We start from the raw sequence: 13602 nt of genomic DNA on the forward strand, positions 1-13602 counted from the left end.
CGCTCCTACGAAGAGCAAATCAGGCTTCGGTTTTTGCAGCTGCGGCTTTTGCGGCAGCGTCTTTGATCAGCGCCTGCAGCGAACCATCAGCCGACATCTCGGTCATGATGTCGCTACCGCCTACCAGCTCACCAGCCACCCACAATTGCGGGAAGGTTGGCCAGTTGGCGTACTTTGGCAGGTTGGCGCGGATTTCCGGGTTCTGCAGGATGTCCACGTACGCAAACTTTTCACCACAAGCCATCACAGCCTGCGCGGCTTTCGCGGAGAAGCCACACTGCGGGGAATTCGGCGAGCCTTTCATGTAAAGCAGAATGGTGTTGTTGGCAATCTGCTCTTTAATCGTTTCGATGATATCCATGGAGCACCTCGGCTGAACTTTCCGACTCATGGGTCGGCACGGTGGCGCATTGTAACGGAAAGCCGAGCGCCATGCTCGGTCTCTCCGTCAGATACGATCAAGCCGCCGCCACGGTCACCGGAACACCATTAAATGCCGCATTGCCAGACAGTTCATCGAGTTGGCATTCGTCTGTCAGGTCATTGGCACTGGAGCCCGGCTGGCCACTGGCGATGGTCATTTGCACACCCGGTCGCGCATGGCCCCAACCGTGCGGAAGGCTGACCACACCTTTCATCATATCCATACTGCCCAGCACTTCCACTTCGATCATCCCGACCCGCGAACTGACTCGCACGCGCTGACCGTCGCTCAGTCCGCGACTGGCCAGATCATCCGGGTGCATCAATAACTGATGGCGGGGCTTGCCCTTCACCAGGCGATGATAGTTGTGCATCCACGAATTGTTGCTGCGTACATGCCGGCGCCCAATCATCAACAACTCATCCGCAGCCGGTGTCTGTAACGCCGCAAAGCGTGACAGGTCCGCAAGGATCACGGCAGGAGCAGCCTGAATTCGTTGATTGTCGGTCTTCAGACGCAGCGCCAGGTTGGGCTTGAGTGGCCCCAGATCAACGCCATGGGGATGATCGAACAGGGTCGCCACCGACAGTTTGTGCACCGAGGCATCACCATACATCCCCATCCGCAGGCCTCGGTCGATCATCTGTGCCGGCGCAACGGTCGGCTTCAGTTCCTTGCCGGTCTTCGCGGCGAATGCCTTGGCCAACCCGACAAAAATCTCCCAGTCGTGCAGCGCACCTTGAGGTTTGGCCAGGATGGCCCGGTTGAAACGACTCACGTTGCGTACCGCAAACATATTGAAGGTCGTGTCGTAGTGGTCGTTTTCCAATGCCGATGTCGACGGCAGGATCAGGTCGGCGTAACGCGTGGTTTCGTTGATGTACAAGTCGACACTGACCATGAATTCAAGCCCGTCCAGCGCCTGCTCCAACTGACGGCCATTCGGCGTGGATAACACCGGGTTACCCGCTACGGTGATCAGAGCGCGAACCTGCCCTTGCCCTTCGGTGAGCATCTCTTCGGCCAGCGCCGACACCGGCAACTCTCCGGCGTACTCCGGGCGTCCGGAAACCCGGCTCTGCCACACATTGAAATGCCCCCCCGAAGTGGAAGCCACCAGGTCCACCGCCGGCTCGGTGCACAGGGCGCCGCCGACACTGTCGAGGTTACCGGTGACCAGATTGATCAATTGCACCAGCCAATGGCACACAGTGCCAAAGGCTTGAGTCGAAACGCCCATGCGACCATAACAAACCGCCGTGGGTGCTTGGGCGAAGTCACGCGCCAATTGGCGAATCTGTTCGGCCGGCACTGCACACAGCGTGCTCATGGCTTCGGCGGTGAATCCCGCGACGGCCTCGCGCACCTCATCAAGACCGTCCACCGGCAAATGACTGTCACGGGTCAGGCCTTCAGCGAACAGGGTATTGAGCAGGCCGAACAACAACGCCGCATCGCCACCGGGACGCACAAACAGATGTTGATCGGCGATGGCCGCGGTTTCGCTGCGACGTGGGTCGACCACCACGACTTTGCCGCCCCGTGCCTGAATCGCTTTCAAGCGTTTCTCCACATCCGGCACGGTCATGATGCTGCCATTGGACGCGAGCGGATTACCGCCAAGGATCAACATGAAGTCGGTGTGATCGATGTCAGGGATCGGCAGCAATAAGCCGTGCCCGTACATCAAATGGCTGGTCAGGTGATGGGGCAACTGGTCGACCGACGTCGCGGAATATCGGTTGCGGGTTTTCAGCAGGCCGAGAAAATAATTGCTGTGGGTCATCAGCCCATAGTTGTGGACGCTGGGGTTGCCTTGGTAGACCGCCACCGAGCTCGCCCCATGGCGTTCCTGAATCGCCGCCAGGCGTTCGGCCACCAGTTCGAAGGCATCCTCCCACTCGATGGGCTGCCATTCGCTGCCCACGCGACGCATCGGCTGATGCAGGCGATCCGGGTCATTCTGAATGTCTTGCAGAGCCACGGCCTTCGGGCAGATGTGCCCGCGACTGAACGTATCCAGGGGATCACCCTTGATCGAGGTGATCTGTACGTTGCCGGCGTCTTCGGTGGTTTCGATGGTCAGGCCGCAGATAGCCTCACACAGGTGGCACGCACGGTGATGGAGAGTCTTGGTCATGGCCAGTCTCTGTCTTGTTCTGGGCGGGCAATGTCAGCCGCGGGAACAAAACTATGGCGCCTGCCCCGCGACGGCGCCAGCGATGTTCGTGCTGTGAATTGATGCCCATCAGGCCAACAGATGACCTCGGTCGATCACTTCGATGGCAACCTGAGTGGCGTCTGCAACTGGATTTGCTGGAGGGCTTCAATCTGCTCGTGAGCGACATGCATCCCGGTCAATTCGCGATCAGCCGCCAGTGCTCGTCGGCCCGGTACTGAATCGTGGCCAAGCGGGCACTTTGCATTAGCAAATGTTTCAGACCGGACACCGTGTTGATGAACAATGAATAACAGGTCAGAAACCGACCCCAAGTACCCCGCCACCGCCCCTCTTGATTGCCAAGCGGCGCAGGCGCGGTGTACAAATGCCTGGCTGCTGTCAGGAAACAGGCTTCAAAAGTGCTACAGCGAATATCCCGTAGCCCCTCTGAAATCCCCTAAAAACCGTAGCCCTATTGGTAAGACGCGACATTTAATTATAAGATCGCGCCTTCCCCTATTTCGTCGCCCCGTGCGGCTTACGCCGCAGGTCTCGCCCGTTGTTCCGTTAAACAAGGCTTTGAGCATCTGCGGTTTGTAGCAAAAAGGTAGTCAATGATGAGCGCAAGGCACTTTCTCTCCCTGATGGATTGCACGCCCGAAGAGCTGGTCAGCGTGATCCGTCGAGGCGTTGAGCTCAAGGACCTGCGTAACCGCGGCGTACTGTTCGAGCCCCTGAAAAATCGCGTGCTCGGGATGATTTTCGAGAAATCCTCGACCCGCACCCGCATTTCCTTCGAAGCCGGCATGATCCAGCTCGGCGGCCAGGCAATCTTCCTGTCCCCGCGTGACACCCAACTGGGCCGTGGCGAACCCATCAGCGACTGCGCCATCGTCATGTCGAGCATGCTCGATGCCGTCATGATCCGTACCTTTGCCCATAGCACCCTGACCGAATTCGCTGCCAACTCGCGCGTGCCGGTGATCAACGGCCTGTCCGATGACCTGCACCCATGCCAGTTGCTGGCCGACATGCAAACCTTCCTCGAACACCGCGGCTCCATTCAGGGCAAGACCGTGGCCTGGATCGGCGACGGCAACAACATGTGCAACAGCTATATAGAAGCGGCAATCCAGTTCGACTTCCAGTTGCGCGTTGCCTGCCCTGAAGGCTACGAGCCGAACGCTGAGTTCTTGGCCAAGGCTGGCGATCGGGTAACCGTCGTTCGCGATCCGAAAGATGCCGTGCGCGGCGCTCATCTGGTGAGCACCGATGTCTGGACCTCCATGGGCCAGGAAGAAGAAACCGCCAAGCGCCTTGAGCTGTTCGCCCCGTATCAGGTCAACCGTGCCCTGCTCGACCTGGCCGCCGACGACGTGTTGTTCATGCACTGCCTGCCGGCCCACCGTGGCGAAGAGATCAGCGTCGACCTGCTCGACGACCCGCGCTCAGTGGCTTGGGATCAAGCGGAAAACCGTCTTCACGCACAAAAGGCCCTGCTTGAGTTTCTGGTCGAGCCGGCGTACCACCACGCATGAGCCAGCCACTACTGCTTAATCTGCGCAACCTCGCCTGCGGTTATCAAGACCAGCGCGTGGTGCAGAACCTCAACCTGCATTTGAATGCCGGCGACATCGGTTGCCTGCTGGGCTCCTCCGGCTGCGGCAAGACCACCACCCTGCGCGCCATTGCCGGTTTCGAACCGGTGCACGAAGGTGATATCCAGCTGGCTGGCGAAACGATCTCCAGCGCCGGGTTCACCCTTGCGCCGGAGAAGCGCCGCATCGGCATGGTGTTCCAGGATTACGCGCTGTTTCCGCACTTGAGCGTGGCCGACAACATCGCTTTCGGCATTCGCAAGCATCCGCAAAAGGATCGCGTGGTCGAAGAGCTGCTGGAACTGGTCAACCTGAAAAACCTCGGCAAGCGCTTTCCCCATGAGCTTTCCGGTGGCCAACAGCAGCGTGTGGCCCTGGCCCGTGCCCTGGCGCCGGAGCCGCAATTGCTACTGCTCGACGAACCGTTCTCCAACCTCGACGGTGAACTGCGCCGCAAGCTCAGCCATGAGGTGCGCGATATTCTCAAGACCCGTGGCACCAGCGCGATTCTGGTGACCCACGATCAGGAAGAAGCCTTTGCGGTCAGCGATCACGTCGGAGTGTTCAAGGAAGGCCGGCTGGAACAGTGGGACACGCCGTACAACCTGTACCACGAACCGCTGACACCTTACGTGGCCAGCTTCATCGGCCAGGGTTACTTCATTCGCGGCCAGTTGAGCAGCCCGGAGTCGGTGCAAACCGAACTGGGCGAATTGCGCGGCAACCGTGCCTACACCTGGCCGGTCGGTGGCGCGGTGGACGTGTTGCTGCGTCCGGACGATATCGTTTATGCGCCAGACAGCGCCTTGAAGGCCAAGATCACTGGCAAGTCATTCCAGGGGGCTTCGACGCTATATCGCTTGCAGATGCCGACCGGCGCGCAGCTGGAGTCGATCTTCCCGAGCCATGTCGATCATCAGATTGGCGCACAGGTAGGTATTCGCGTGGCGGCGGAACATCTAGTGCTGTTCCAGGCCTCCAGCAGCATGGCAGCGCAGATTCCGCTCGTTGAATCCGGTGTTCGGCGGTACAGCACCGCCAACTGACCCCCCAATCCTGTAGGAGCGAGGCTTGCCCGCGAAGGCGTACCGACAATCGACATCATTATTGACCGGTTTGACGCCTTCGCGGGCAAGCCTCGCTCCTACAAGCAAATCAACCAAGCAATAATTTACCGCTGGCCACCAGCGTCGCATGCCCGCCAATCTTCACCCGATCCCCTTCCAGGCGACAGAACAGTTCACCGCCCCGCGTCGAACACTGGTAAGCCGTCAAACTCGACTTGCCCAGACGCTTCGCCCAATACGGAATAAGGCTGCAATGGGTCGATCCAGTCACCGGGTCTTCATTGATCCCGATGGCCGGCGCGAAGTAGCGCGACACAAAATCGTACTTGCCGCCACGGGCAGTCACGATGGCGCCCAACCAGGGCAGCTTCGCCAGGGCAACCATGTCCGGTTGGCAATCGAGTACGGCCTGCTCGGACTCCAACACCACAAACAACTCATTGGAACCCAGCACATCGACGGTTTGAACACCGAGTGCGCGCTCGACGTCCAGGGTCACGCCCACTTCCGAGGGGACGATGGCCGGAAAATCCAGCCACAGGCGCCCGCCCTCGCGACTGACGCTCAATGGACCGGACTTGCAGGTAAATTCCAGGCGCTCGACCGGCTCCTTGTAGATGTCAAACAAAACATAAGCGCTGGCCAGAGTCGCGTGGCCGCACAAGGGCACTTCAGTCGTCGGGGTGAACCAGCGAATGTGCCAACCCTGTCCTTCGCGCACGACAAAAGCGGTCTCGGCCAAGTTGTGTTCGGCGGCGATCTTTTGCATCAATTCATCAGCGAGCCAGGCATCCAGCCGATAGACCATGGCCGGGTTACCGCCGAAGGGACGATCGCTGAACGCGTCGACCTGGTGAAACTCAAGCTGCATAACATTCTCCCTTTGTCATGATGTGTAGGAGCGAGCTCGCTCGCGATGGTCGTGAACGATAACACTGGGTACCTGATACTCCGCGGTGCCTTGTCGTCCATCGCGAGCATGCTCGCTCCTACAGGAGGCGTCAGTCTTCAGGCACGGCCGATATCAGCGAACGTCGCCTGGGTGTGTTCGGCCAGCACGGCGGGCGCCAATTCGACTTCCAACCCTCGACGTCCCGCGCTGACGAAAATGCTCGCAAAGGGCTGGGCCGAATTGTCGATGAAGGTACGCAAACGCTTCTTCTGACCCAACGGACTGATCCCGCCCAGTAGATACCCGGTGGAACGTTGTGCGGCCGCGGGATCGGCCATTTCGACTTTCTTGACACCCGCCGCGTGGGCCAGGGCTTTCAAGTCCAGGCTCCCGCCCACCGGCACCACCGCCACCAGCAACTCACCTTTTTCACTGGCCGCCAACAAGGTCTTGAACACCTGGGCCGGGTCCAACCCGAGCTTCTCGGCGGCTTCCAACCCATAGGACGCTGCCTTCGGGTCATGTTCATAACTGTGCACTCGGTGTTCGGCCCGAACCTTTTTCAGCAAATCCAATGCGGGTGTCATGACAGCTCCAGACTTGGCGGCAGTAGAAAAATACTGCGCCGGATTCTAGGACATTGATCCACAAAAGGCTCTATCGCGGCACAGCCCCCAAAGCTCGTAGGCACCTGAATTCACGCACCCCTTAACGAGATCATTCACAAGACGAATAGTTTCTTTATGACCAACGGTTCACTTTCGACCTTTGACAGCAGCGTTTCTTGTCTATATTTTTTCGTTTATGAAACTGTACGAAAAGTCCTACCGCAGCACCCAGCTGTAAACCGGGAACAGGATGGGGATCCTGCCTCGGCGAAAAACGCGCTTCGAACTGATCGAAATGCAAGCGCCAGACAAAAAAAACAATGAGGTTTCAATGACTATTGCTTTACAACAACCGTCGCTCTCGAGCCAATGCATGGCCGAGTTTCTGGGTACTGCGCTACTTATCTTCTTTGGTACGGGGTGTGTTGCCGCGCTCAAGGTCGCGGGCGCCAGCTTTGGCTTGTGGGAAATCAGCATCATCTGGGGCGTCGGTGTCAGCATGGCGATCTACCTGACCGCCGGGGTATCCGGTGCCCATCTGAATCCGGCCGTCAGCATTGCGCTCAGCATTTTCACCGACTTCGAAAAGCGCAAACTGCCGCTCTATATCTTCGCTCAGGTGGCCGGCGCCTTCTGCGGCGCGTTGCTGGTGTACACGCTGTACAGCAGCCTCTTCTTCGATTTCGAACAAACTCACCATATGGTTCGCGGCAGTGAAGCCAGCCTTGAACTGGCGTCGGTGTTTTCCACCTTCCCCAATCCAAGCCTGTCCACGTCCCAGGCGTTTCTGGTCGAAGTCATCATCACTGCCATTCTGATGGGCGTGATCATGTCCCTGACCGACGATAACAATGGCCTGCCCAAAGGGCCACTGGCGCCCCTGCTGATCGGCTTGCTGATTGCGGTGATTGGCAGCTCGATGGGGCCGTTGACCGGCTTCGCGATGAATCCGGCCCGTGACTTCGGCCCTAAACTGATGACTTTTTTCGCCGGCTGGGGTGACATTTCCTTCACTGGCGGGCGCGATATCCCGTATTTCCTGATTCCGATTTTTGCGCCGATTGTCGGCGCCTGCCTCGGTGCCGCGGCTTATCGCGGAGTCATCGCCCGCCACCTGCCGAACGCCGTACCTGCGACACAGGACACAACACCGGCCATTGACGGCAAACCGCGAATTTCTTGATACCGTTGGCGCATGATCCTGCCCAATAGATCGCGCGCCAGACCTCAGCCCTTTTTTCGTCCAAGGCAATCGACATGACCGACACCCAGAATAAGAACTACATCATTGCCCTCGATCAGGGTACGACCAGCTCACGCGCGATCATTTTCGACCGCGACGCGAACGTGGTCTGCACCGCACAGCGCGAATTCACACAGCATTACCCACAACCCGGCTGGGTCGAGCATGACCCAATGGAGATCTTCGCTACCCAGAGTGCCGTGATGGTCGAGGCCCTGGCGCAAGCCGGCCTGCATCACGATCAGGTCGCGGCCATTGGCATCACCAACCAGCGTGAAACCACCGTGGTCTGGGACAAGAACACCGGGCGCCCGATCTACAACGCAATCGTCTGGCAGTGCCGACGCAGCACAGAGATCTGCCAGCAGCTCAAACGTGATGGCCACGAGCAATACATCAGCGAGACCACCGGCCTGGTCACCGACCCTTACTTCTCCGGCACCAAGCTCAAGTGGATCCTCGACCACGTTGAAGGCAGCCGTGAGCGCGCACGCAACGGCGAGCTGTTGTTCGGTACCGTCGACAGCTGGTTGATCTGGAAATTTACCGGCGGCAAAGTCCACGTCACTGACTACACCAACGCTTCGCGCACCCTGCTCTTCAATATCCACACCCTGGAGTGGGACGCGAAGATGCTGGAGGTGCTGGATATCCCCCGGGAAATGCTGCCGCAGGTGAAATCCTCTTCGCAAGTTTATGGCCACACCAAAAGCGGCATCGCCATTGGCGGTATCGCCGGTGACCAGCAGGCGGCGCTGTTCGGCCAAATGTGCGTGGAGGCCGGCCAGGCCAAAAACACCTACGGCACCGGTTGCTTCCTGCTGATGAACACCGGCGACAAAGCCGTGAAGTCGACTCACGGCATGCTCACCACCATCGCCTGCGGCCCCCGTGGTGAAGTGGCGTATGCATTGGAAGGCGCGGTGTTCAACGGCGGTTCCACCGTGCAATGGCTGCGTGACGAGTTGAAGATCATCAACGACGCCCACGACACCGAATACTTCGCCAACAAGGTCAAGGACAGCAACGGCGTGTACCTGGTCCCGGCCTTCACCGGTCTCGGCGCGCCGTACTGGGACCCTTATGCCCGTGGTGCGCTGTTTGGCCTGACCCGCGGCGTACGCGTGGATCACATCATTCGTGCAACGCTGGAATCGATCGCCTACCAGACCCGCGACGTACTCGACGCCATGCAGCAGGACGCCGGCGAACGCCTCAAGGCACTGCGCGTGGATGGCGGTGCGGTCGCCAACAACTTCCTCATGCAATTTCAGGCCGACATCCTCGGCACCCAGGTCGAGCGCCCGCAAATGCGCGAAACCACGGCTCTGGGCGCGGCTTACCTGGCAGGCCTGGCCTGCGGCTTCTGGAGCAGCCTGGATGAATTGCGTGGCAAAGCGGTGATCGAGCGTCGATTCGAACCGACGCTGGACGAAGCCGCGAAAGAAAAACTCTACGCGGGCTGGAAAAAAGCCGTCAGCCGCACCCGTGACTGGGAGCCGCAGGAAGGGGCTGAATAAGCCGACACACAGGCTGGTAACTGTATGTAACTGGTCGGGAGCCGATTCCTGCGGCATCATGGGCAAATTTTGCACGGCAGCCCAAAGGACGCCCCATGAATCTGCCTCCCCGCCAGCAACAAATCCTCGAACTGGTCCGCGAGCGCGGCTATGTCAGCATCGAGGAAATGGCCACGCTGTTCGTTGTTACCCCGCAGACCATCCGCCGCGATATCAATCAACTGGCGGAGTCCAACCTGCTGCGTCGCTACCATGGCGGCGCGGCTTACGATTCCAGCGTGGAAAACACCGCCTACGCCATGCGCGCCGATCAGATGCGCGATGAGAAGCAGCGCATCGGTGAAGCCATTGCGGCGCAGATCCCCGATCACGCCTCGCTGTTCATCAACATCGGCACCACCACCGAATCCATCGCCCGCGCACTGCTCAATCACAGCCATCTGAAGATCATCACCAACAACCTCCACGTGGCTTCGATGCTCAGCGCCAAGGACGATTTCGATGTCCTGCTGACGGGCGGTAATGTGCGTCGCGACGGTGGTGTGGTCGGTCAGGCCAGTGTCGATTTCATCAATCAGTTCAAGGTCGACTTCGCCCTGGTCGGCATCAGCGGCATCGATGAAGATGGCAGCCTGCTGGATTTCGATTACCAGGAAGTGCGGGTGTCCCAGGCGATCATCGCCAATGCCCGACAGGTGATCCTCGCGGCGGACTCCAGCAAATTCGGGCGCAACGCCATGATTCGCCTGGGCCCAATCAGCCTGATCGATTGCCTGGTCACCGATCAGCAACCGGTGCCGGCGCTGACGCAGTTGTTGAATCAGCACAAGATTCGGTTGGAAGTCGTTTAACCCCGAAGGGCGAATAAACACCCTGTAGGAGCACGGCTTGCCGGCGATGGCGACCATGAGTACGCCATCGCCGGCAAGCCGTGCTCCTACAAAACTCACTGCAATTCCCTCCTCCGCTTTTCACAATGTTCGAATATTTTCCTTTCGCGGCCCTTCGATGAGTTTTTTCAATCGAAGTCGACTGGCTGCGCGCGTCTTTATGGGCTAGTATTTTCGCAAATGAACATTAATGTTCGAATTCAAATACAGAAAAATCAAAGAATTTCGAGGCCTTAGCCAATGCCCACTTCTACCTTGCCTGCGCCCCCTCTTGCCGAGGTCTACGATATCGCCGTCATTGGTGGCGGGATCAATGGCGTGGGGATTGCAGCGGATGCCGCCGGCCGTGGTCTCTCGGTGTTCCTTTGCGAAAAGGACGATCTGGCCAGCCACACGTCCTCGGCCAGCAGCAAGCTGATCCATGGCGGCTTGCGCTACCTCGAACATTACGAATTCCGCCTGGTGCGCGAAGCCTTGGCCGAACGCGAGGTGCTTCTGTCCAAGGCACCGCACATCGTCAAGCAAATGCGCTTTGTACTGCCACACCGCCCGCACCTGCGTCCGGCGTGGATGATCCGCGCCGGCCTGTTCCTGTATGACAATCTCGGCAAACGCGAACAGCTCCTGGGTTCGAAAAGCCTGAAGTTCGGCCCGGACAGCGCACTGAAAAGCGAAATCACCAAAGGCTTCGAATATTCCGACTGCTGGGTCGACGATGCGCGCCTGGTGGTACTGAACGCCATGGCAGCCCGGGAAAAAGGTGCACATATCCACACCCAGACCCGTTGCGTCAGTGCACGACGCACCAAGGGCCTGTGGCATCTGCACCTGGAACGCGCCGATGGCAGCCTGTTTTCGATCAGGGCCAAAGCGCTGGTGAATGCAGCCGGTCCGTGGGTGGCCAAGTTCATCCGTGACGACCTGAAAATGGAATCGCCGTATGGCATCCGCCTGATCCAGGGCAGTCACCTGATCGTGCCAAAGCTGTACGAAGGCGAACATGCGCACATTCTGCAAAATGAAGATCAGCGCATTGTGTTCACCATTCCGTACCTGAACCATTTCACCCTGATCGGCACCACGGACCGCGAGTACACCGGCGATCCAGCCAAAGTGGCGATCACTGAAGGCGAAACCGATTACTTGTTGAAAGTGGTCAATGCCCACTTCAAGAAGCAGATCAGCCGCGACGACATCCTGCACAGCTATTCCGGCGTACGTCCGCTGTGCAACGACGAATCCGACAACCCGTCGGCCGTCACCCGAGACTACACGCTGGCGCTGTCGGGCAGCGGCGAAGAAGCACCGCTGCTGTCGGTGTTCGGCGGCAAGCTGACGACCTACCGCAAATTGGCCGAGTCGGCGTTGGCGCAACTGGCGCCGTACTTCCAACGTATTTTGCCGAGCTGGACGGCCGATGAAGCCCTGCCGGGCGGTGAAGACATGACCACGCCGCAAGCCCTGAGCTCGCAGATCCGCGACAAGTACGATTGGGTTCCCACCGAAATCTCTCGTCGCTGGGCCACCACCTACGGCAGCCGGACCTGGCGCATGCTCGAAGGCGTACAAAGCCTGGACGATATGGGTGAACACATTGGCGGAGGTCTCTACACCCGCGAAGTCGATTACCTGTGCAGCGAAGAGTGGGCCACCACCGCCCAGGACATCCTGTGGCGTCGCAGCAAACTCGGCTTGTTTACCACCCCTGCGGAACAGGACAAGCTCAGGGATTACTTGAGTAAAGTCGAACGCAATCGCAGCAAGATCGAAGCGGCTTGATTGCTCAACAGTGTAGGAGCTGCCGCAGGCTGCGATCTTTTGATCTTTAAAAGATCGCAGCCTCGTTGCACTCGACAGCTCCTACACAGGGGTAATATCGCTACGCTCAGTCGCGTAGATCCGATTCGTGGATGGGCTGATCACGGTGGGTCGCCCGTTGATATTGCGCTGGCCACACGGCCTTGCGACCACCGAGGTCGTCGTCTGCGTGCAGTGGCCAATACGGGTCGCGCAACAACTCGCGAGCCAGGAAGATGATGTCCGCCTGGCAGGTGCGCAGAATATGCTCGGCCTGTGCCGGCTCGGTAATCATGCCGACGGTGCCGGTGGCAATCTCCGCCTCCTTGCGCACGCGCTCGGCAAAACGAGTCTGGTAACCGGGCCCGGTTGGAATTTCTGCGTTGACGGCAGTACCGCCCGACGAAACATCGATCAGGTCTACACCCAAGGTTTTAAGACGCCGTGCCAGTTCGACGGTTTCATCAGGGTTCCAGCCGTCCTCCACCCAGTCGGTGGCCGAAACCCGGACGAACAGCGGTAACTCCTGCGGCCACACCGCCCGCACCGCCTCAGTGACTTGCAACACCAGTCGGATACGATTTTCGAATGAACCGCCATACTGGTCACGCCGCTGATTACTCAGGGGCGACAGAAACTGATGCAGCAGGTAGCCATGGGCTGCGTGCACTTCCACCACTTTGAATCCAGCTGTGAGTGCGCGCTTGGCAGCGTCGACGAACGCCTGGATGACCTCGGCGATTTCGCCTTCTTCAAGTTGCTTGGGTTTGGTGTGTTCCGGGTCGAAAGCAATCGGTGACGGACCGACCGGCAGCCAACCGCCGTCTGCAGGTTTCACACTGCCATGTTTGCCCAACCAAGGCCGATAGGTGCTGGCCTTGCGCCCCGCATGGGCCAGTTGGATACCGGCCACGCCGCCCTGAGCGGCAATGAAACGGGTGATGCGTTGCAGGGGTTCGATCTGTTCATCGTTCCACAGACCAAGGTCTTGCGCGGTGATGCGACCATCGGCGGTGACCGCCGTGGCTTCGGTGAATACCAGCCCTGCCCCGCCGATGGCACGGCTGCCGAGGTGGACCAGGTGCCAGTCATTGGCCAGGCCATCGACACTGGAATACTGGCACATCGGTGATACCGCAATGCGGTTGAGCAGGGTCAGTTGGCGAAGGGTGTAGGGTTCAAGCAGCAGACTCATGGGGCACCTCTCGAATCAGTGGTCAGGCTCCAGGGTTCTGATTGAAAGTCGACGAGTGACAGGAAAAAGGCACAGCACCCGCCCCCGCGGGCAAAAAATTGGACAAGACGTCACAAGGAAAATCAAGCAGTGCTTAGAGCCTAGTCGACATCGGGGGACAATGGAGGGTTCCGAGGGATCAGGTGCCTGGGAAATTGCTTTCGCGGG

At 59.1% G+C, this 13602-nt stretch carries 11 protein-coding genes; 6 read left to right on the forward strand and 5 right to left on the reverse strand.

Translation table 11 applies throughout. The annotated features are described in order from the left end of the window. Nucleotides 1-19: 19 nt before the first annotated feature. Both grxD and ABTV22_RS24330 read right to left on the reverse strand, forming a co-directional pair. A complete protein-coding gene (gene grxD / locus ABTV22_RS24325) occupies nucleotides 20-361 on the reverse strand; it encodes a Grx4 family monothiol glutaredoxin (protein ID WP_433736957.1) in 342 nt (113 codons plus the stop codon). A 97-nt stretch (nucleotides 362-458) separates the two neighbouring features. Continuing rightward, complete coding sequence (locus ABTV22_RS24330) at nucleotides 459-2564, reverse strand: molybdopterin oxidoreductase family protein (RefSeq protein WP_433736958.1); 2106 nt, start codon at nucleotides 2562-2564, stop codon at nucleotides 459-461. Nucleotides 2565-3202: 638 nt separating this feature from the next. Between ABTV22_RS24330 and argF the strand changes: the two genes are divergently transcribed. Together argF and ABTV22_RS24340 are read left to right on the forward strand one after the other, a co-directional pair. Further along, nucleotides 3203-4123 carry an ornithine carbamoyltransferase gene (gene argF, locus ABTV22_RS24335; RefSeq protein WP_433736959.1) on the forward strand — a complete coding sequence of 307 codons (921 nt, stop codon included), beginning with the start codon at nucleotides 3203-3205 and terminating at the stop codon, nucleotides 4121-4123. After that, nucleotides 4120-5229 carry an ABC transporter ATP-binding protein gene (locus tag ABTV22_RS24340; protein ID WP_433736960.1) on the forward strand — a complete coding sequence of 370 codons (1110 nt, stop codon included), beginning with the start codon at nucleotides 4120-4122 and terminating at the stop codon, nucleotides 5227-5229. The genes argF and ABTV22_RS24340 overlap by 4 nt, the downstream gene beginning before the upstream one ends. 109 nt (nucleotides 5230-5338) lie before the next feature. Here the strand turns inward: ABTV22_RS24340 and ABTV22_RS24345 are convergent, their stop codons facing one another. Then, the gene (locus tag ABTV22_RS24345; protein ID WP_433736961.1) at nucleotides 5339-6121 is read right to left on the reverse strand and encodes a PhzF family phenazine biosynthesis protein; all 783 of its coding nucleotides are present in this window, start codon (nucleotides 6119-6121) and stop codon (nucleotides 5339-5341) included. Nucleotides 6122-6258: 137 nt separating this feature from the next. Next, entirely contained in the window at nucleotides 6259-6729 is a 471-nt protein-coding gene (ybaK, locus tag ABTV22_RS24350; protein ID WP_433736962.1) for a Cys-tRNA(Pro) deacylase, read from the reverse strand. 352 nt (nucleotides 6730-7081) lie between these two features. Here ybaK and ABTV22_RS24355 point away from each other — a divergent pair, with 352 nt between their 5' ends. From ABTV22_RS24355 to glpD, 4 genes are all read left to right on the forward strand, one after another. Continuing rightward, nucleotides 7082-7933, forward strand: coding sequence for an MIP/aquaporin family protein (locus ABTV22_RS24355; protein WP_433736963.1), 852 nt, complete (start codon nucleotides 7082-7084; stop codon nucleotides 7931-7933). A 74-nt stretch (nucleotides 7934-8007) separates the two neighbouring features. Continuing rightward, complete coding sequence (gene glpK / locus ABTV22_RS24360; protein ID WP_433736964.1) at nucleotides 8008-9513, forward strand: glycerol kinase GlpK; 1506 nt, start codon at nucleotides 8008-8010, stop codon at nucleotides 9511-9513. A 95-nt stretch (nucleotides 9514-9608) separates the two neighbouring features. Next, entirely contained in the window at nucleotides 9609-10364 is a 756-nt protein-coding gene (locus ABTV22_RS24365; protein WP_433736965.1) for a DeoR/GlpR family transcriptional regulator, read from the forward strand. 279 nt (nucleotides 10365-10643) lie between these two features. Next, complete coding sequence (glpD, locus tag ABTV22_RS24370) at nucleotides 10644-12182, forward strand: glycerol-3-phosphate dehydrogenase (protein ID WP_433736966.1); 1539 nt, start codon at nucleotides 10644-10646, stop codon at nucleotides 12180-12182. 106 nt (nucleotides 12183-12288) lie between these two features. Here the strand turns inward: glpD and ABTV22_RS24375 are convergent, their stop codons facing one another. Beyond that, nucleotides 12289-13395, reverse strand: a complete 1107-nt coding sequence (locus ABTV22_RS24375) for an NADH:flavin oxidoreductase/NADH oxidase (protein ID WP_433736967.1) — start codon at nucleotides 13393-13395, stop codon at nucleotides 12289-12291. Nucleotides 13396-13602: the final 207 nt, after the last annotated feature.

This window comes from Pseudomonas putida (genome assembly GCF_050990305.1).
Lineage (GTDB): Bacteria > Pseudomonadota > Gammaproteobacteria > Pseudomonadales > Pseudomonadaceae > Aquipseudomonas > Aquipseudomonas putida_AH.

What these genes read in the sequence shown, in the direction of transcription:
- grxD (WP_433736957.1), bottom strand. Translation starts at nt 361, where the DNA reads ATGGATATCATCGAAACGATTAAAGAGCAGATTGCCAACAACACCATT.
- ABTV22_RS24330 (WP_433736958.1), bottom strand. Translation starts at nt 2,564, where the DNA reads ATGACCAAGACTCTCCATCACCGTGCGTGCCACCTGTGTGAGGCTATC.
- argF (WP_433736959.1), top strand. Translation starts at nt 3,203, where the DNA reads ATGAGCGCAAGGCACTTTCTCTCCCTGATGGATTGCACGCCCGAAGAG.
- ABTV22_RS24340 (WP_433736960.1), top strand. Translation starts at nt 4,120, where the DNA reads ATGAGCCAGCCACTACTGCTTAATCTGCGCAACCTCGCCTGCGGTTAT.
- ABTV22_RS24345 (WP_433736961.1), bottom strand. Translation starts at nt 6,121, where the DNA reads ATGCAGCTTGAGTTTCACCAGGTCGACGCGTTCAGCGATCGTCCCTTC.
- ybaK (WP_433736962.1), bottom strand. Translation starts at nt 6,729, where the DNA reads ATGACACCCGCATTGGATTTGCTGAAAAAGGTTCGGGCCGAACACCGA.
- ABTV22_RS24355 (WP_433736963.1), top strand. Translation starts at nt 7,082, where the DNA reads ATGACTATTGCTTTACAACAACCGTCGCTCTCGAGCCAATGCATGGCC.
- glpK (WP_433736964.1), top strand. Translation starts at nt 8,008, where the DNA reads ATGACCGACACCCAGAATAAGAACTACATCATTGCCCTCGATCAGGGT.
- ABTV22_RS24365 (WP_433736965.1), top strand. Translation starts at nt 9,609, where the DNA reads ATGAATCTGCCTCCCCGCCAGCAACAAATCCTCGAACTGGTCCGCGAG.
- glpD (WP_433736966.1), top strand. Translation starts at nt 10,644, where the DNA reads ATGCCCACTTCTACCTTGCCTGCGCCCCCTCTTGCCGAGGTCTACGAT.
- ABTV22_RS24375 (WP_433736967.1), bottom strand. Translation starts at nt 13,395, where the DNA reads ATGAGTCTGCTGCTTGAACCCTACACCCTTCGCCAACTGACCCTGCTC.